Raw genomic sequence first — 18,244 nt, forward strand, 5'->3', positions numbered from 1 at the left:
CTTCTGGGGTGCGACCCCAGACCCGCCCGGCGGGCTTCGCCCCCGGACCCCCATTCGGTGGCCGCATGGATGCTGCACGAGGCTGCCTGGGGGCACGGGCTTCGGCGTCCCCTGTTCGCGGAGTGCGCGAACCTGCCGGGAGGGCGAATGTTGTTCGGTTGTTGGGGTGTTGGGGCGCGGATGTGGCGTGGTGCGGGGGTGTGCGCGTGCCCGGGAGGGGGTGCCGGAGGGTTGTCCGTGTAGCCTCGGGGCGCTCGTATGTCAAGGCTCGGGGGCACGAGCGGTCACCGAGGACACCCACCTGTGGAGTTCTGAGTTGATCGCGACTGGCGAGATGGCGTTGCTGTTCCTGACCACCGTCCTGGTCGCGGGGGTGCCCGGGGCGCTGGTGGGGTTTGCCTCCGGGTTGCGCGGGTGGGTGCTGGTGGGGACCGCGCCGGTGGTGACGTTCGGGGTCGTGGGTGTCGCGGCGCCGGTGTTGCCGAAGTTGGGGATCGCGTGGAACGCGTTGACGTTGCTCGGGGTCGCGGTGTTGTTGGCGTTGGTGGGGTTCGGGGTCAGCAGGCTCGCGCGGCGGTGGGACGGGCGTTGGGCCGAAGAGGAGCCGGTCAAGCCGACCTGGACGCGTACGCACCACTTGGTCGTAGGCGGCAGTGTGTTGTTGGGTGCGGGCATCGGGCTCTTCGCCTCTTACCGGGCTTCCCGGGGGTTCTCCGCGGTGCCACAGTGGTTTGACGCGGCCTACCACGCCAACGCGATCCGGTTCATCGCCGACACCGGGGACTCGGCGCCGTCCGCGTTGAAGATCCTGACTGACCCGGACGCGGCCTCTTACTTCTATCCGAACGCCTTCCACGCCTTGATCGCCGTCGTCCGGCAGATCGGCGGGTTCGGCGTGGTGCCCGCGCTGGACATGGCCAACGGCGCGGTGATCGCGGTGTTCGTGCTGAGCATGGCGATCCTGGTCAAGGTCTGCACCAACAGCCCGGCGCTGACCGCGGTGACGGCGGTCCTGTCCGCGACGGTCACCACCTTCCCCTACGACATCCAGGTGTGGGGCCCGCTGTTCCCGCTGGCCGCCGGGATCGCGCTCGTGCCCGCGTTCCTCGCCCTGCTGCACCGCGCGCTGATCGAGCGCACCTTCGGGCTCCTGCTCACCACCGCGCTCGCCGGGATCGGGTTGCTCGCGATCCACTCCAGCGTCGCCGTGGCCGCGATCCTGCTCGGTGGCGTCCTGCTGTTGCAGCACTGGATCACGAACCGGCGGCGGATCCTGCCCGACCTCGCCGCGGGCGCGGTGATCGCCGTGCTCGCGGTCGTCATCGGATTCGGCCAGATCTCGGCGTTCCTGGGGATCACGGTCTCCAGTGAGGACGTGGCGTGGCCGCCTACGGCGCTGCCCTCCGACGGGTTCGGCAGGCTCTTGGGCGCCTCGCGCGCAGTGGGCTACCCGGCCTGGGCGGCGCCCTATAGCGCTACCTACCCGGCTTGGTGGTTCACGGTCGCGCTGATCGTCGGGCTTATCGGCGTGCGGAAGGCGAAGTTCCGGCCGCTGTACTGGTGGCTGCTGGGTGGGTTGGCGTTCACCGTCCTCTACATCGGGGTGGCCGGGTACTCGGCGCCGCTGGTGCGCGCGCTGAGCAGGCCGTGGTGGAACGACCCGTGGCGGATCGCGGCCCTGGCCACGCCGGGCTTGATCGTGCTGGCGGCCATCGGTGTCATCACCTTCCGGGACAGCCTGGTGACGCTGTACCAGAAGGTCACGGCCAAGAGGGAATCCACGGAACGCCAACGCGTTCTCCTCCCGGTCATCGCGCTCGGCGTGGTCGTTGTCCTCTTCGGTGCGCTGACCCGTGGCTTCTACCTGCCGCGTAACACCGACCGTCTGCGTTGGCTCTACCTCGACGGACCGGTCGTGTCGCACACCAAGCTGGAAGCGATGGACTGGCTGGAGAAGAACGTGCCGAAGGGCACGGTCGTGGCCAACGACCCGCACGACGGCTCGCCGTGGATGTGGGCGATCGACGGGGTGCAGCCGCTGTTCAAGGTGTCGGTGATCGGGCCGGTCCCGCCGCGCAAGGACGGCAGCAACGACGCCGGGGTCATCCTGAACCGGCTCAACGACCTGGACACCGACAGCACGGTCCGCCGCGCGGTGGACAACCTGAAGGTCAGCTACGTGTTCGTCAGCAAGGGCTCGGTCAAGGCGGACCCGATGGCGCCGGTCGCCGCGGGGTTGCAGGACCTCGACGAGGTCAGCGGGTTGCGCGAGGTCTACCGGAACGCGGACTCGACGATCTACGAGGTCGTCAGGTAGCGGCTGGTCGAGGAGGGGCACCGGTGACCGGTCTGGTGCGGCTGCGCTGCCGCGGGCACCACGACATCCGCGCGACCCACGGCAAGACCCTGGAGTTCACCGCGGACACCGCGATCACCGGCCGCGCCACTTGCGTGGTCGGGGTCGCGGGCGAGGTGGTCGGCCTGGCGCCGCCCGCGATCGCCGGGCCGGTGCTGATCACCCTCAGCGCCGGTGGCGAGAGCGCAACGGTGCGAGCGGTGGCGAACTCGCGGTGGCGCCCGGGCGGGAACGCGGTGGTCCGGCGCAGCGGTCAACGGCTGCCGAACACGCTCGCCACCGATGCTGATCTGTCCTCGGCGGATCTCCCCCGCTCCCTGGTGGCGGCACTGTCCGATCCGGACACCGTGGTGGACGTTGTGGTGACTAGAGCGGAGACGTCCCGCACTCACCTCGTGCGCTACCGGGCCACAGTCGGGCCTGACGACCGACTGAGCGCGGAGTGCGCTGCCGCCGACGTGATCCTTGCGGAGGATGCCGGTGCACGGGCGCTGGTTGGTTCTCTGGGCTTCACGGCTTCTAGAGAGGCCGATCCGGCGGGCCGCGTGTTGGTCGTATCCACTGTGGACGGTGTAAGCGCGGTGGTGTCGACGTTGTTGGCGGATAGTCCCACGGTGGAGGTGTTGGGCCTACCGCCCGAGTTGGCTGTGACGGGCGCGGCACCGCAAGGGGCGCCGGTACTCGTAGCCACCGGGTTGTCCCGCCGGGACGCGATCAAGTTGGCTGCCGCGACCAGTTCGGCGCGGGTGGTGTTCACGTGCCCCGCGAGCGACCTGTCCCGTTGGCTCGCCGATGCCCAACGGCTCGCAGGTAGCACTCACGCGAGCGTTATGGCCCTGGACGAACGCCCCACCTGGGGGCCGGTCTCGGCCGTCGCCGAGCTCAGCGGCTCGGCGGACGTGTGGTGCGCCCTGGATCCGACGTCGGGACCCGTCACCGTGGACGTCGACGTGACCGGGCTGCTCACGGCGCTGCTCGGGCAGGACGTGTCGTCCACGACCCTGGTCCGGGCGTTGGCGGGGCAGCCGGGCTGGTCGCGCAGGCAGGCGTACGACTACGTGCTGGGGCTCAGTCCGCGCTCGGGTTGATCCGGCCGGTGAGGGCCAGGACGTCGAGCTGGTCGCGGGACGAGTTGAGCCTGCGGGTCCACGAGGTGGCCAGGGCGGCGATCGCGTCGGCGTCGAGGTAGGCCGCCGAGTCGAGGTGCCAGCCCGCGGCCTTGAGCGCGGGGCCCAGGTCCTCGACGGCGGACTCCGGCGTCGGCTCGGCGTGCGCGCCGACCTCGGGCACCGGTGGGCGCCAGGCGTGCAGGTTCAGCGAGATCAGGAACGTGGCGTCCGGCGCGCAGACCCCCGCGAGCCCGGCCAGCATCGCCGGGTCCGACCCCAGGACGCCGCGCAGCAGGCTGCCCCACGGCATGAGCACGTGCAGCTCGGTGATCCCGCCCAGCCCGCTGGGCAGCTGCTCGGCGGCGGCCCACAGGTACAGCAGGTTCGGCAGGCCGCCCTTCTTCGGCGCGGCGCTGGCCCTGGTCGCGGCCTTGCGCATGTTGTCCTTGGCCGCGTCCAACCCGATCACCAGCAGCTCGGGGTGCGCCTTGGCCAGGTGCAGCGGGTGCTTGCCGTCGCCGGTGCCCACGTCGAGCACCGCCCCCGAGTAGCGGCCCCGCAGGTCGGCGAACGCCCCCTCGTCGACCTCCACGACCTGCTTTCCGGTGACACGACGCATGGCGGCGGGCGTGGAACTGGGCATGGCGGCGAGCCTAGGACAGGGTCGAGCCCCGGGGCCTTGTGGGCCACCGGGGCTCGGCGATCACGCACACCACCACCCGATCACGGGCGGGCGGCCTGCTCGGCGGGGCAGATAGCCCTACCGCACACTTGTCGACTCGTCCGGGAGGACGGGTCGGGCTCTCCCGACAAGCCCGATCCGGTCAGCCCTAGGTCAGGCCGTCTCCGGGCCGCCGGGCAGGGTCGGCAGGGCGCCGCCGAGGTCCGGGAGGGACGGGACGCTGCCGGACAGGTCCGGGGTGAGCAGGGCGTCGCCGACGACGGGCAGGTCCGGCAGGTCGGGGATGACCGGGAGGTCGGTGCCATCCGTGACGTCGGTCAGGTCGGTGACGTCCGGCAGACCGGTCAGATCGGTCAGGTCCGGGAGGTCGGTCAGGTCCGGGAGGTCTGGCAGGGTGCCGGGGGTGGGCAGGCCACCCGGGATCGGCAGGGTGCCCGGGTTGGGCAGGCCACCGGGGATGGGCAGCGCGCCGGGGTCGGGCAAGCCGCCGGGGATCGGCAGGCTGCCGGGGATCAAGGTGCCGGGGATGGGCAGACCACCCGGGATGGGCAGGCCACCGGGAATCGGCAGAGTGCCGGGAATCGGCAGGCCACCCGGGATCGGCAGGCCGCCGGGTACCGGCAGGGCGGCGGTCAGCTGGTTGATCAGGGTGGTGACCAGGTTGAGCAGGCTGGCGACCAGGGTCGGGTTGATCGGGCCGGGGATCGGCAGGATCCGCTGGACCTCGGCGGCCTTGGCGTCGGCCGGGGTGGCCAGGTCGGTGCCGCCGCAGCCGCGGATGTGGTTGAGGGTGGCCCGCAGTGCGCTGACGGCCGTGCCGAGGGTCGCGTCGTCGGTGGCGGCGGCCAGGTCGTTGTACGCGACGGTCAGCTCTTGCAGCTGAGCTGCTCTGTTGTCGTGGTCGGCCGGTGTCGTGGCGGAGGCAAGACCCGCTCCGGTCGCTGTCAGCACGCTCGCGGCCGCGATGGCGGTCACGAACCGCGCGAGGTGGCGATTCATCGGGGATTCCTCTCGGGCTGGGCTTTTTCCGTTCCGTCCAACGGCTACCAGCTCGGGGTGGGGGTGACCGGATGATCAGGGGTGGCCCGCGCGGTGGTGGACTCCGCTGCGGGGTCGGCACGCTCGGTCGGAGCGCGCTCACCGAGTGCGCATGCCCCGCCCGGGTGGGTGTTCGAATAACGGACGGCAACCGTGACTCGCTCGTTCGAGCTAATACCGGACGCGGAGGAGCAAATACCGCCGGGGAATGCGCACGGCCTATCTCGGTCCGATCACCAGCGAGCGCCGGAGCGCGGTTCCAGCGCGGAGTCGAGGGTCGGGTAGACCGCGACGAGGTCGCGCACGCCGGTCACGTGCATGGTGTGCAGCGCGGGGCCCATCGGGGCGGCGACGCGCAGCAGCTTGCCCCGGTGCAGGCAGTGGTAGTGGGCGCGGACGATGAGCGGGGCGGCGCCGACGCTGAGGTAGGTGACCTCGCACAGGTCGACGATCACGAAGCGCTTGACGGTGTTCTCGGCGCAGGCGTCCTCGACCTGTTCGCGCCACGGGCGCTCGGTCACCATGTCGATCCGGCCCGCCGCGCTGACCACGACGGCCGAGCGGGTGCCCCTGATGGTCACCGCCAACGGCTCGCGCGGGTTCACCGGGGACCTCCCTCGGGGCGCGGACGGACGGGAACGATCACCGACGCGGAGCACCGCTCGAGTTCGCCGGACTATATCCCGATTGTTGCCGGCCACCCGCGCACGACGCGACCCCGTGCGCAAGACCACAGGAAAAATGCGTCTGATTCAGTGAATTGTGCGTTGATTCCGCTGTCGCTTTCCCGCTATGTCAACGCTCAGTGGTCCTCGGCGCCCGGGCCACCCGCGCGGCCCTGACCCGACTCGGCTCCCCCGTCGCGGGCCGCTCCCCCGCCACACGGGCAGCTTCCCCCGCGGCAGGCCCCTCGGCGGCCTTGGCCCAGACCAGATCCCTCAGTTCCACCGACATACCCGGTCGATCGGCCGAATGGAGCACTTCGTTACCGCACGCAACTGTGCATCACCCGATAGAATGAGTAACTGCGTGATCAGTGGAGTGATCACGCCGCCATGACGTAGTCGCCCGAGCGGGGTCGCTACGGCGCCAGACCAGGCGGGAAGCCGCCGGTGGCGATGGGGCCCCAGGTGGTGATGGTGAGGCGGAGGAGGCACTTGCCCTGTCGGACCATGGCGGCGCGGTAGTCGTCCCAGTCGGGGTGTTCACCGGAGATGGAGCGGTAGTAGGCGACTAGGGGGTCCAGCGCCTTAGGTAGGTCTAGGACCTCGGCCTGGGCGTCGACTTGGACGTAGGGGCCGTTCCAGTCGTCGGAGAGGGCGCATAGTGACGCCGTGGGGGTACGGCGGAGGTTGATCGCCTTGGCGCGCGAGGGGTAGGTCGAGATGACCACGCGCCCGTCGTCGTCCACGCCGTAGGTGACCGGGGACATCTGTGGGGCGCCGGAGGCGCGGTAGGTGACTAGGACGCAGCGGTTGCGTGCGCGCAAGAACGCCACGAGCGCGTCACGGTCGGGCGTGTGCGCCGTGGCTGTCTTCGGCACCTACTTCGCCAGCTTCGCGAGGCGCTCGCGAGTGGGCCAGCGGACCTCGGTGGCCCACCCGAGCTTCTCGAACACCCAGATGACCCTGGCCGAGATGTCGACCTGGCCGCGCTGGACGCCGTGGCGGGCCGAGGTCGGGTCGGCGTGGTGCAGGTTGTGCCAGGCCTCGCCCATGGACAGCACGGCGAGCGGCCAGAAGTTGGTGGCCTTGTCCCGGGAGCGGAACGGGCGGTCGCCGATCATGTGGCAGATCGAGTTGACCGACCAGGTCACGTGGTGCAGCAGCGACACCCGCACCAGCCCGGCCCAGAAGAACGCGGTCACCGCGCCCCACCAGGACCAGGTGATCAGGCCGCCGAGCAGCGCGGGCGCCAGCAGGGTGACGGCGGTCCACAGGCCGAACTGGCGGTGCACCCGGCGCATGTCGGGGTCGGCGAGCATGTCCGGGGCGAACCGCTCGGCGTTGGTGAGGTTGCGGTCGAACACCCAGCCCATGTGCGCGTGCCAGAAGCCGCGGGCCAGCGCGGCCGGGGAGGTGCCGAACAGCCACGGGGAGTGCGGGTCGCCCTCGCGGTCGGAGAACGCGTGGTGGCGGCGGTGGTCGGCGACCCAGTGCAGGATCGGGCCCTGCAGCGCCATGCTGCCCACGATGGCCAGGCCGACGCGCACCGCGCGGCCCGCCTTGAAGGAGCCGTGGGTGAAGTAGCGGTGGAAACCGACGGTGACCCCGAGGCAGGTGAAGGTGTAGAAGAACGCGGCGAGCGCCACGTCGACCCAGCCGAGGCCCCAGCCCCAGGCCAGCGGGACTGCGGTGACCAGCGCGGCGAACGGGACCAGGATGAACAGGTAGGTGCCGATCTGCGGCCAGTGCGCCCGCGGCGCCCCGAACATCGGTTTCGGCCCCGCGCTGCCCTCGACGGTCGCGGTCATCTCTCCGTGCCTCCAGCCTGGACGCCGGTACCCACACGGGTACTCGCTCGGCGGTAAGCAAACCAGGCACCGGTCGGGACACCAAGGGGTTGCTTGCCGGTGGGCTGTCCGGTATGTCGGCTAACCCGGGCGGTGAGCGATGCGTCACAGCTGGTGGGGCCCGCGAACGCGAGCCTGGTGCGTCCGCGGGCCGTCACAGGGTTTCATCCCGGCGTAGCCGGGTGGACGAACGGTCGTCAGGCGAGCGCCGTGATCGCCGCGGTTATCGTGGGTAGGTAGGCGGAGACCTCGGTGTAGATGCCGGGGAACTGCGGGCGCGCGCACCCGATCCCCCAACTGACGATGCCAACCTGGCGCAGCACGCCGCTAGAGTCCTTCGCGACCATAGGGCCTCCCGAGTCGCCCTGGCAGGTATCGACTCCACCGGCGCCGACCACTCCCGCGCACAGCATTCCGGCCGCGACGAACGAGTAGCCGTAGCGGGTGTAGAGACCGCCGCAGGTGGCGTCATCGACGTAGGGGACGTCAGCGTGCAGTAGGTAGCGCTGCTGCTCGCCGCCCTCTAGCGCCGCACCCCAGCCCATAATGCGGAAGGGGCCGCTAGTCACGAGCGTCGATTGCAGCTTGATGACCGGGTACGGCGCTTTGCGTGCCAGCTTGATGAGCGCCCAGTCGGAGCCGCGGCCCGCGGACGTGTAGTCCGGAGAGCGGTAGATGTAGGCAGAGTCGATGATGTCGGCCTTGGGGCTCTCCAGGTCCACGACGCCGAAAGTCGCCTCTATGCGGGTGTCCGGCCCGGTCTGGCTGACGCAGTGGGCGGCGGTCAGCACGATGGTGGGCGTGACGAGCGAGCCGCCGCAGCCCATGGACAGCCGGGTGAGCCAGGGGTAGGCGCCCTGCGGGGCAGGAACACCCCCGACGACCTTGTCGGGGACCTCGCCCCGCGCGGGCGCGGTGAGGGCTGCGACCAGGGCGAAGCCGAGGGCCGCGGCTCGCAGGAGCTTGCGCATGGGGTCTCCCCAACTCGGTGGATCACGGAACGCCACGGCTCGGTAGCGCTGCGTCGATCGTGCCGCGCGGGTCGGTGCGTCGCCCGGTAGCCACCGGTGTGGGGGACGTCCGGTCCCCGATCGTGCGGCCGTCAGGGGAGGTCGAACGAGGCGACCGCGCGGCCCTCCAGGCTGCCGAGGTGGACCCGGCCGTCGTGCTCGCGGACGCCGGTGACCATGTGGAACTCGGGCGCGGTGCCGAAGAAGTCGTGCGCGAGGGCGCCGGTGGCGAAGTCGACCGCGCGGGCCCAGACGACGCGCTTCTCCTTGTGGTGCAGGCGTTCCGGGACGCGCCAGACCAGCTTGCGCAGCACCGGCGGGGTCCGCAGGAGCAGGTCGACCACGGGGTCGCGGGGGCTGGCCATCGCGATCCACAGCAGACCGTCCGACCCGGTGGAGATGTTGTCCGGGAAGGCGGGCAGGTTGTCGGCGAGCACGTCCGAGTGACCCTGGCGGTCACCGGTGAGCCAGACCCGGCGCAGGCAGTACTCCCCCGTCTCGGCGACGACCACACTGGACTCGTCCGGGGCGAGGGCGACGCCGTTGGCGAAGTGCAGGCCGCGCAGCAGGGTGTGGACGGTGCCGTCGGGGTCGCGGCGGAGCAGTTGGCCGGTGCCCGCGTGCTCCAGGAGGTCTGCCTTCCAGAACTCCAGGTCGAACCGGTCGGTGGAGTTCGTGAAGTAGATGGTGCCGTCAGCGGTAACGGCGGCGTTGTTGCAGACCCGCAGGTTGGGCCCGGCGGGGACAAGAACCTCGACGTCACCGGCGGAGACCAGCAGCAGGCCGCGATCGGCGTCGCACACCAGCAACCGTCCGTCCGGGAACCACTCGATGCCTAGAGGCCGACCGCCGGTGTCCGCGACCACGTCGACCCGACCGTCCGCGATGCGGAGGACGCGGCCGTCCTCGACACCGGTAATAACGCGGCCCTCAGTGTCGACCAAGACGTCCTCGGTGCCCTTGCCGTCGACAGGACGCACGGCGAGCGGCGGCAGGTTGGGCGTACGCGGGGGCTTACTCGCACGCGGCGCGCGCCAGACGACGGGCTCTATGTTCGGCCGGGCCATGGGGCGACTCCTTAGCTGTTAGCGAATGATCTCGCGGCAGCGCCATTCGAGGTAAGAGACGAACGTCCAGAAGTCCTGGAAGGCCGGGTTGTGGGTCTGGCCGTGGTGGAAGCGGTAGTAGATCTGCTGCATGATCACCGCCAGCCGGAACAGGCCGAACACCTCGTGGAACGCGACCGGCCGCAGACCGGTCCGCTCGGCGTAGTGGTCGGCGAGTTCGGCGCGGGTCGGCATGCCGGGCAGGTGCGTCGGCTGCCTGCGGGCGCGCTGGAAGAACTCGTCGTCGTCGGCCTGGATCCAGTACGCGAGGGCGCCGCCGAGGTCCATCAGCGGGTCGCCGAGGGTGGCCATCTCCCAGTCGAGGACAGCGGCGACGGCGAGGTCGGCGTCGAGCACGACGTTGTCGAACCGCCAGTCGTTGTGGATGACCACGGTGGCGACGTCGTCGGGCCGCTCGCGCGCCAGCCAGTCGGTGACCGCGGCGAAGTCCGGCACGTTCGGGGTCCGCGCGGCGGCGAACCGCTCGGTCCAGCCGCGGACCTGCCTGGCCACGTACCCGGCGCCCTTGCCGAGATCGGCGAGCCCGGCGGCGTCGGGGTCGACGCGGTGCAGGTCGACGAGGCGGTCGACCAGGGTGGTGGCGAGGGCGCGGGCCTGGGGCGGGGTGAGGGTCATGCCCCGGGGGAGGTCGCCGCGCAAGATGGTGCCGGGGACGCGTTCCATGAGGTAGAAGTCGCTGCCGAGCACGCCGTGGTCCTGGCAGAGGGCGATGACCTCGGGGACGTAGGGGTAGACGGGTTTGAGTTGGCGTTGGACCCGGTACTCGCGGCGCATGTCGTGCGCGGAGGCGGCTTTGCGTCCTAGCGGCGGGCGGCGTAGGACCAGTTCACGGTGGGGGTAGCGCAAGAGGTAGGTCAGGTTCGAGGCACCGCCGGGGAATTGGGTCACCTCGGGCTCGGTCGCCGGTAGGTCTACCGTGCCGCGCAGCCAGGCGTGCACGGCCGTTGCGTCGAAAGCGTCCTCGGGTCGCACCGGCACGGTCATGACAGCCTCGCCACCACCCCGAGCGGCAACGCGCGCATCGCAACCGCCAAGACCGCCCACGGCCAGGCCGGAACGCACGCCGTTGCGGACTCCCGCTCGATAGCGCGCACCATTGCTCGCACGCCGGTGGCGGTGTCCGAGATCAGGGGCGTGTTGCGAACCTTCTCGTTCATCTCGGAACGGATGTACCCGGGGAACAACGTTGTTACCTTGATCGGCGTCCGCAAGGTGTCGGCCCGAATGCCCTCGGCCAGTGTGGCGACACCGGCTTTGCTTGCGGCGTAGGTGGAAAGATTGCGCGGGAGGCCCCGCATCGCGCTCATGGAGGAGACCACGACCAGGTGCCCCGCGTCCTGCTCGCGGAACGCGGTCATGGCGGCCTCGCACTGGGCCAGCGCCGCGACGAAGTTGGTCTCGGCGGTCTGCTTGTTGGCGTGGAAATACCCGGTCCCCAGCGGCTGCCCCTTGCCGAGCCCCGCGTTCACGATCACCCGGTCGAGGGACCCCAACTCGGCCCTGGCCTCGGCGAAAACCCGGAAAACGGCATCGTGATCGGTGACGTCGAGCGCCTTGACCAGCACGGTGATGCCGGGATTGGCGGTGAGCAACTGCTGCCGAACCCGCGCCAGCCGATCCGTGCGCCGGGCAGCGAGGACAAGATCGCGCCCCATGGCGGCGAACTGCTTCGCCATCTCGGCGCCCAGGCCGGAACTGGCACCGGTGATGAGGATGTTCTTCCTGGACAAGACATCTCCCTCGCAACATGGTTTCCGCTCCGCGGGGCCAACCCCGGGGAGGTTTGTCCACAAGGCACTGAACTGTCCACAGCCCGCGCCTGACCCTATTGACAGACCACGGATCCGGATATTCTCAGAGATGGGGCCCCGGGCCCCGGGAGGGTGGGCCCCGGGAGCCGAGTTGATCTTGATTGGCGGCGGGGTCGGCGCTGGGGTGGGGTCATGGGCGGTACTTCTGGAGTTCCAGGCGGGCGATGAGGGATTGGTGGACTTCGGTGGGGCCGTCGGCGAGGTGGAGGGCGCGGGCGGTGGTGTAGGCGGCGGCCAGGGGGTAGTCGTCGGTCAGGCCTGCGGCGCCGTGGAGTTGGATGGACATGTCGATGACCGCGGTGGCCATGGTGGGGACGGCGACCTTGATCTGGGAGATCTCGGAGCGGGCGGCGGCCGGGCCCAGGGTGTCGAGTTTCCAGGCGGCGTGCAGGACGAGCAGGCGGGCCTGGTCGATGGCGATGCGGGCGTTGGCGATGCGTTCGCGGTTGCCGCCCAGGTCGGACAACGGCTTGCCGAAGGCGACGCGGCTGGTCGCGCGGGTGCAGGCCAGTTCCAGGGCGCGTTCGGCCAGGCCGACCAGGCGCATGCAGTGGTGCACGCGGCCCGGCCCCAACCGGTCCTGGGCGATCTCGAAGCCACGGCCCAAACCCGCGATCACGGAGTCCAGCGGCACGCGCACATCGGCGAAGCTGACCTCACCGTGGCCGTAAGGCTCATCGTGGCGTCCCAGCACGGGCAGCATGCGCTCGATCTTGACGCCAGGGGTGTCGAGCGGGACTAGGACCATGGAGTGCTGCGCGTGCCTAGGTGCAGCAGGATCGGTCAGGCCCATGAAGATGATCACCGAGCAGTTAGGGTGCCCCAGCCCGGTGGTGAACCACTTCGTGCCGTTGAGCACGACCTCGTCGCCGTCCGGCACGGCAGTCGCCGCCATGTTGGTCGCGTCAGAAGAGGCCACATTGGGCTCGGTCATGCAGAACGCCGAGCGGATACGGCCGTCGAGCAGCGGTACGAGCCAGCGGTCCCGTTGCGCCCGACTCCCATAGAGGTGCAAGACCTCCATGTTGCCCGTGTCAGGCGCGTTGCAGTTGAACACCTCTGGCGCCAACGGCGACCGGCCCATCACCTCGGCCAGCGGTGCGTACTCCACTGTGGACAACCCGGACACACTGGACAGGAACAGGTTCCACAATCCCTGCTCCCGAGCCTTGGCCTTCAGGTCGGCGACAAGAGGCGGCACGACCCACGGATCAGCTGCGAGCGCGCGGTGGTACTCGGCCTCCACCGGCTCGATCTCGTCGCGGACGAAGGCGGCGACCCGGTCCCGGTAGTCGGCCGCTCTCGCCGAGTGTGCGAAGTCCACGCCGCGCCCCCTTGCCGAGCACAAGTTACCGATGGGTCAACTTAGCCGGAAAGGGCGGTGGCCCGCACCCCCGGAAGGAGTGCGGGCCACCGGGTCGGAGGTCAGGAACCCACGTGGAGCAGCTTGTTCGGCGTCCCGGAGCTCGGGTTGGTGATCTTGCCGGACGAGGCGGCCCCGACCAGGGCCGAGGCGACCTCGGCCGGGCTCGCCGACGGGTTCTCCGCCAGGTACAGCGCGGCGGCGCCGGTCACGTGCGGGGTGGCCATCGAGGTGCCGCTGATCTTGTTGGTCGCGGTCGTGCTGCCGATCCAGGACGAGGTGATGCCCACGCCGGGGGCGTAGATGTCGACGACCGAGCCGTAGCTGGAGAACTGGGCCTGGCTGTCGTCCTCACCGGAGGCGGCGACGGTGATCGCCTCGGCGACCCGCGCGGGCGAGTAGCCGCCGGCGTTGTCGCTGGAGTTGCCCGCCGCGACCGCGAAGGTCACGCCCGCGGACACGGCACCCTTGACGGCCTGGTCGAGCGCGTCGTCACCGGGGCCGCCGAGGCTCATGTTGGCGACCGAGGCGCCGCTGTGGTTCTCCGCGACCCACTCGATGCCCGCGACGACGCCCTCCGTGCTGCCGCTGCCGTTGGCGTCGAGCACCCGGACCGGGACGATCTTGACCCCCTTGGCGACCCCGTACTCCTTGCCGCCGATGGTGCCCGCGACGTGCGTGCCGTGGCCGTTGCCGTCGTCGGGGTCGTCGTCGTTGTCGATCGCGTCGAAGCCGCCGGAGGCGCGGCCGCCGAAGGTCTGGTGGGCGGTGTTGACGCCGGTGTCGATCACGTACGCGGTGACGTCGGACGCCTCACCCGGGTAGGTGTAACTGTCGTCCAGCGGCAGGTCGGCCTGGTCGATGCGGTCCAGGCCCCACGACGGCGGGTTCTCCTGGGTGCCGGTCGCGTGGAAGCGCTGATTGGCCTGCACGTAGGCGACCTTGGGGTCCGCGGCGACCTCGGCGGCCTGCTCGGCGGACATGGTCGCGGAGAAGCCGGTCAGCACCGTGTCGTACTCGCGGTGGACGGTCGCGCCGTACTGGCTCGCAAGGGTGCTCGCCTGGGCGCTGACACCGCCGCCCTTCAGGCCGGTGTCCTTGAGCACGACGATGTAGCTGTCGGCCACGGCCTCGGCGGACCCGGCGAACCGGACCTGGCCCTGCGCGGCTTGCGCGGTGGGGGTGATGGCGACAGCGGCGACCGCCGCAGCGCCGACGAGTGCGAAACCAGCAGCGAGCCGGCCCCGACGACCTTCGCGCCTCGTAGTCATGGAAGACCTTTCGATAGCCCCGACAGATCACTTCCGACACCAACTCGGTGCCGTTGTGTGAGTGATATGCAACGCCCAGTCGCGAATTGCCTCAACAGTTGCCACTTGCCACATGTACGCCGATCGGATTAAGTGGAATAGCCCGTTGAGAGCAGCACTCAATACATCGAATACCCAGCAGTAACGTAGCGATCGAGCATCGAAACAGCAGCTCACAGCCCATGTTGTGTTGCCAGTTCACCAGGTTGGCAATCATTGCGTGAACGTGAACCAAATCTGGGGAAATCGCCGACAGTTCGACCATCGAACAAGTGGCGAGGCGGTGATTGTCCCGACCGCGGGGGGTTGTGGCACCGGAATGGGCCGTGATATCAGCCGAGTTCTTTGCGGAGGAGTTTGCCGGTCGCGTTGCGCGGCAACTCGTCGAGGAACACGACATCCCTGGGCACCTTGAACCGGGCGAGGGTGGTCCGGACGTGCTCGCGCAGCCGCTCCCCGGTGACCGTCGAGCCCGGCTCCAGCACCACGTACGCCCTGAGCCGCTGCCCGAACTCAGCGTCGGGCACGCCGACGACCGCCGCCTCGACCACGCCGGGGTGGGCGACGAGCAGGTTCTCGATCTCGCCGGGGAAGACGTTCTCGCCGCCGGAGACGATCATGTCGTCGTCCCGGCCGTCGATGAACAGCCTGCCCCCGGCGTCGAAGTGCCCGACGTCCCCGGTGGACAGCAGGCCGCCGATGACCTCCTTGTGCCTGCCGTCGGTGTAGCCGCCGAAGGCCAGGCCGCTGCCCGCGAACACGCGCCCGGTGACCTCCGGCTCGGTGACGGCGTTGCCCTCGGCGTCGTAGAGGGCGACCTTGCAGCCGACCGGCGGCTTGCCGACCGTGCCCGGCGCGTCCCGCCAGTCCTGGGGCGTGGCGACCGAGGCGACCGACACCTCCGTCGAGCCGTAGAGGTTGTGCACGACGTCGCCGAACACCCGGGTGGCGCGGTTGCCCAGCTCCGGCGACAGCGCGGACCCGGCGGTGAACACGATGCGCAGGCTGGAGGTGTCGTAGCGGCCGAGCACGTCGTCGCCGAGGTCGAGGACGCGCTGGAGCATGGTCGGCACCAGCACGAGCGCGGTGGCCCGGTGCTCGGCGATGGCGGCGAGGGTGGCCTCGGGGTCGAACCTGCGGCGCAGCACGACCCGGGACCCGAGCGCGAACGAGATGATGAACTGGGAGAAGCCGGTCGCGTGGAACAGCGGCGCGGCCAGGACGGTCGCCTCGCCGGTGCGCAGCGGGATGCGGTCGAGGAACTGGGCGGCGGCCAGCGGGGAGCGGACCTGGCGGGGCGCGCCCTTGGGGGTACCGGTGGTGCCGCTGGTCAGCAGCACCATGCCGCCGGGGTGGCGGGGCATCGGGACGGCGCGGTCGTCGGTCTGGGCGATGAGGTCGTCGAGGGTGGTGCTATCGGTGGGGCCGTCGACCCAGGCCAGGTAGCTGGGCAGGGTCCGGGGCAGGGCGTCGACGAGCGGGGCGAACTCCTGGTCGTGGACGAACACCGTCACACCCTCGCGCTCGGCGACGTCGACCAGCTGCGGGCGGGCGAAGCCGGTGTTCATCAGCAGCAGCCGGGCGCCGAGCTTGCTGGCGGCGAGCATCGTCTCCACCGCGCCCCGGTGGTCGCGGGCCAGCAGCGCCACGACCGAGTCGGCGGTGACCCCGCGGTCGGCGAACGCCCTGGCCAGCGCGTTGGACCGGCGGTCGAGCTGGGCGAAGGTCAGGCTGCCGCGCTCGTCGACCAGCCCGACCGCGGCCTGGTCCCTGGTGGCGGCGATCCGGGCGGCACCGGCGATCGGGCCGAGCCTGCGCATCGCGACCATCGACCCGAGCACGTGGTCCGGGCGGCCCAGCGGCACCAGCCCGGCGCGGCGCATGACATCGACGCTGCGGACGGCGGTCGGGACCTTCGCGAGCAGGTCGCGGACTCGGGTCAGGTACTCGGTCACCGACGCCTCCCAACAGGTGTTACTCAGAGGTAACACCGTGCCGCACTACCTACTGGCGAGTCAACTGCCTGCGGTTGTCGGTGCCGTGGCCGAGAATGCCGGACGTGCGGGTGGTGGTGGTACCGGGAGCCGAGGGGGCGGGGCGCGCGCAGCTGCCCGGGCAGGACCCGGTCGACGTGCCCGACCTCGCCGGGTGGATGGCCGACCTGGAACGGCGGCACGCCCCGCGCTGGGTGCTGCCGTCGTTGGACGAGGCGTACCCGGCGCTGCTGCGCGCAGGCGTCCGGCTCGGGCGCTGCCACGACCTCGCGCTCGTCGAGGCCATCCTGCTCGGCTTCGAGGAGCGGCCCGGGCGACCGCGCAACCTGGCGGCGGCGTTCGGGCGCTTGCGGGGGACGGCCGAGCCCGCGGACCCGCGACCGTTGGCGCGAGGTGAGCAGCCGACGCTGTTCGAGGCCGACCGGGGGACGACGCCGGTGGGTGCCGATCCGGTGCTCGCGGCGGCGGAGGTCCTGGCCGACCAGGAACGCAGGCTCGCGGCCACCGCGCACCCGGACCGGCTGCGGCTACTGGCGGCGGCCGAGTCGGCGGGCGGCCTGGCGGCGGGCGAGATGACCCACCACGGGTTGCCGTGGCGGGTGGACGTCCACATGGAACTGCTCGCGGACATGATCGGCCCTCGGCAGGCGCCCGGGGTGCGACCGGCGAAGCTCGCGGCGCTCGCGGAACGGATCAGCGCCGCGTTCGGGGGTCGCCCGATCAACCCGGACAGCCCGCCGAGCATCGTGAAGGCGTTCGCGCGCGAGGGGATCGAGGTGTCGTCGGCGCGGGCCTGGGTGCTGCGCGAGGTCGAGCACCCGGCCGTGGCGCCGCTGCTGGAGTACCGCGAACTGGCGCGGCTGTGGGTGGCGCACGGGTGGTCCTGGCTGGACTCGTGGGTGGCGGACGGGCGATTCCGACCGGAGTACGTCGTCGGCGGGGTCGTCTCGGGGCGGTGGGCGACCCGGGGCGGGGCGGCGTTGCAACTGCCGAAGTCGCTCCGGACGGCGGTGCGGGCGGACCCCGGTTGGGCGCTGGTGGTCGCCGACGCCTCGCAACTGGAGCCGCGGGTACTGGGGGCACTGTCGGGCGACCAGCGGTTCGCGGAGGTGTCGAGCACCGACGACCTCTACACGAGCCTCGCGGCGGACGCGTTCGACGGGGACCGGGACCGGGCGAAGATCGCGATGCTGTCGGCGATGTACGGGGGGACCAGCGGGGAGGCGGGGCCGCTGCTCGCGGTGCTGCGCAAACGTTTTCCGGTGGCGGTGGAGTATGTGGAGCAGGCCGCGCGTGCGGGCGAGAGTGGCCGTGTGGTGCGGTCGCGGCTTGGTCGGACGAGCCCGCCGCCTAGTGAGGCGTGGCACGAGCGGACCGCTGCGTCGGGTGACGAGGAGGCCGACCGCGCCGGGCGACAAGCGGCCCGGGACTGGGGGCGGTTCACGCGCAACTTCGTGGTGCAGGCCAGCGCTGCCGACTGGGCGCTGACGATGCTGGCCACTTTGCGCAGGCGGCTGGTCGGGGTGGCGCCTGAGGCTGGGATCGTGTTCTTCCAGCATGACGAGGTGATGGTGCACTGCCCGGCTGAGGTGGCCGCGGGGGTGATCGCGGAGGTCGCTTCAGCGGCGGAGGAAGCCAGTGGGTTGGTGTTTCCGGGGAGCGCGGTGCGGTTTCCGTTGCTGGCGCGGGCGGTGGAGAGTTACGCGGACGCGAAGTAGGGCGTTCTTGTTGTGGGGCGTTCTTGTTGTGGGGCGTTCTTGTTGTGGGGCGTTCTTGTTGTGGGGCGTTCTTGTTGTGGGCTGTTGTCGTTGCGGGGCTTGGGGTTGTGGGCCGTTGCTGTTGTGGGGCTCGGGTTGTGGCTTGGGGTCGTCGGGGCTTGAGGTTCACCCGGTTCAGGGACAGAAGTTATCCACATGTGGATCTTGGGTGGGG

The 18,244-nt window shown here is 70.7% G+C and carries 15 protein-coding genes; 3 read left to right on the forward strand and 12 right to left on the reverse strand.

Features of this window, described 5'->3' with window-relative positions; all coding sequences use genetic code 11:
- Positions 1-316 precede the first annotated feature (316 nt).
- Positions 317-2,317, forward strand: a complete 2,001-nt coding sequence (locus BMY07_RS34270) for a DUF6541 family protein (protein ID WP_177215528.1) — start codon at positions 317-319, stop codon at positions 2,315-2,317.
- A gap of 23 nt (positions 2,318-2,340) precedes the next feature.
- Positions 2,341-3,444: a DUF371 domain-containing protein gene (locus BMY07_RS11315; protein WP_177215529.1), complete on the forward strand. Its 1,104-nt coding sequence runs from the start codon at positions 2,341-2,343 to the stop codon at positions 3,442-3,444.
- Here BMY07_RS11315 and kamB read toward each other — a convergent pair.
- The 12 genes from kamB to BMY07_RS11375 all read right to left on the reverse strand — a co-directional run bounded on the left by kamB (position 3,425) and on the right by BMY07_RS11375 (position 16,201).
- Positions 3,425-4,084, reverse strand: a complete 660-nt coding sequence (gene kamB / locus BMY07_RS11320) for a 16S rRNA (adenine(1408)-N(1))-methyltransferase KamB (protein ID WP_483860461.1) — start codon at positions 4,082-4,084, stop codon at positions 3,425-3,427. The genes BMY07_RS11315 and kamB overlap by 20 nt on opposite strands.
- A 216-nt stretch (positions 4,085-4,300) precedes the next feature.
- Entirely contained in the window at positions 4,301-5,146 is an 846-nt protein-coding gene (locus BMY07_RS11325; RefSeq protein ID WP_092777220.1) for a hypothetical protein, read from the reverse strand.
- A 272-nt stretch (positions 5,147-5,418) separates the two neighbouring features.
- On the reverse strand, positions 5,419-5,790 hold the full coding sequence (locus BMY07_RS11330) for an STAS domain-containing protein (RefSeq protein WP_177215530.1): 372 nt from the start codon (positions 5,788-5,790) through the stop codon (positions 5,419-5,421).
- A gap of 476 nt (positions 5,791-6,266) precedes the next feature.
- Positions 6,267-6,728: a PPOX class F420-dependent oxidoreductase gene (locus BMY07_RS11335; RefSeq protein WP_092777224.1), complete on the reverse strand. Its 462-nt coding sequence runs from the start codon at positions 6,726-6,728 to the stop codon at positions 6,267-6,269.
- Positions 6,729-7,658, reverse strand: a complete 930-nt coding sequence (locus tag BMY07_RS11340; RefSeq protein WP_092777226.1) for an acyl-CoA desaturase — start codon at positions 7,656-7,658, stop codon at positions 6,729-6,731.
- A 236-nt stretch (positions 7,659-7,894) separates the two neighbouring features.
- Complete coding sequence (locus BMY07_RS11345) at positions 7,895-8,668, reverse strand: S1 family peptidase (RefSeq protein ID WP_092777228.1); 774 nt, start codon at positions 8,666-8,668, stop codon at positions 7,895-7,897.
- Positions 8,669-8,799: 131 nt separating this feature from the next.
- Complete coding sequence (locus BMY07_RS11350) at positions 8,800-9,774, reverse strand: SMP-30/gluconolactonase/LRE family protein (RefSeq protein ID WP_092777230.1); 975 nt, start codon at positions 9,772-9,774, stop codon at positions 8,800-8,802.
- 18 nt (positions 9,775-9,792) lie between these two features.
- Positions 9,793-10,818, reverse strand: a complete 1,026-nt coding sequence (locus BMY07_RS11355) for a phosphotransferase family protein (protein ID WP_092777232.1) — start codon at positions 10,816-10,818, stop codon at positions 9,793-9,795.
- A complete protein-coding gene (locus BMY07_RS11360; RefSeq protein ID WP_281245058.1) occupies positions 10,815-11,564 on the reverse strand; it encodes an SDR family oxidoreductase in 750 nt (249 codons plus the stop codon). Before BMY07_RS11360 ends, BMY07_RS11355 begins: the two co-directional genes overlap by 4 nt.
- A gap of 211 nt (positions 11,565-11,775) precedes the next feature.
- A complete protein-coding gene (locus tag BMY07_RS11365) occupies positions 11,776-12,969 on the reverse strand; it encodes an acyl-CoA dehydrogenase family protein (protein ID WP_092777236.1) in 1,194 nt (397 codons plus the stop codon).
- 101 nt (positions 12,970-13,070) lie between these two features.
- On the reverse strand, positions 13,071-14,279 hold the full coding sequence (locus BMY07_RS11370; RefSeq protein WP_092777238.1) for a S8 family peptidase: 1,209 nt from the start codon (positions 14,277-14,279) through the stop codon (positions 13,071-13,073).
- Positions 14,280-14,650: 371 nt separating this feature from the next.
- Positions 14,651-16,201, reverse strand: a complete 1,551-nt coding sequence (locus tag BMY07_RS11375) for an acyl-CoA synthetase (RefSeq protein ID WP_218150651.1) — start codon at positions 16,199-16,201, stop codon at positions 14,651-14,653.
- Between the two features lie 176 nt (positions 16,202-16,377).
- On the opposite strand from BMY07_RS11375, the gene BMY07_RS11380 reads away from it, so the two are divergent.
- Complete coding sequence (locus BMY07_RS11380; protein WP_425426261.1) at positions 16,378-18,030, forward strand: bifunctional 3'-5' exonuclease/DNA polymerase; 1,653 nt, start codon at positions 16,378-16,380, stop codon at positions 18,028-18,030.
- Positions 18,031-18,244: the final 214 nt, after the last annotated feature.

The organism is Actinokineospora terrae, assembly GCF_900111175.1.
Classification (GTDB): Bacteria; Actinomycetota; Actinomycetes; order Mycobacteriales; family Pseudonocardiaceae; genus Actinokineospora; species Actinokineospora terrae.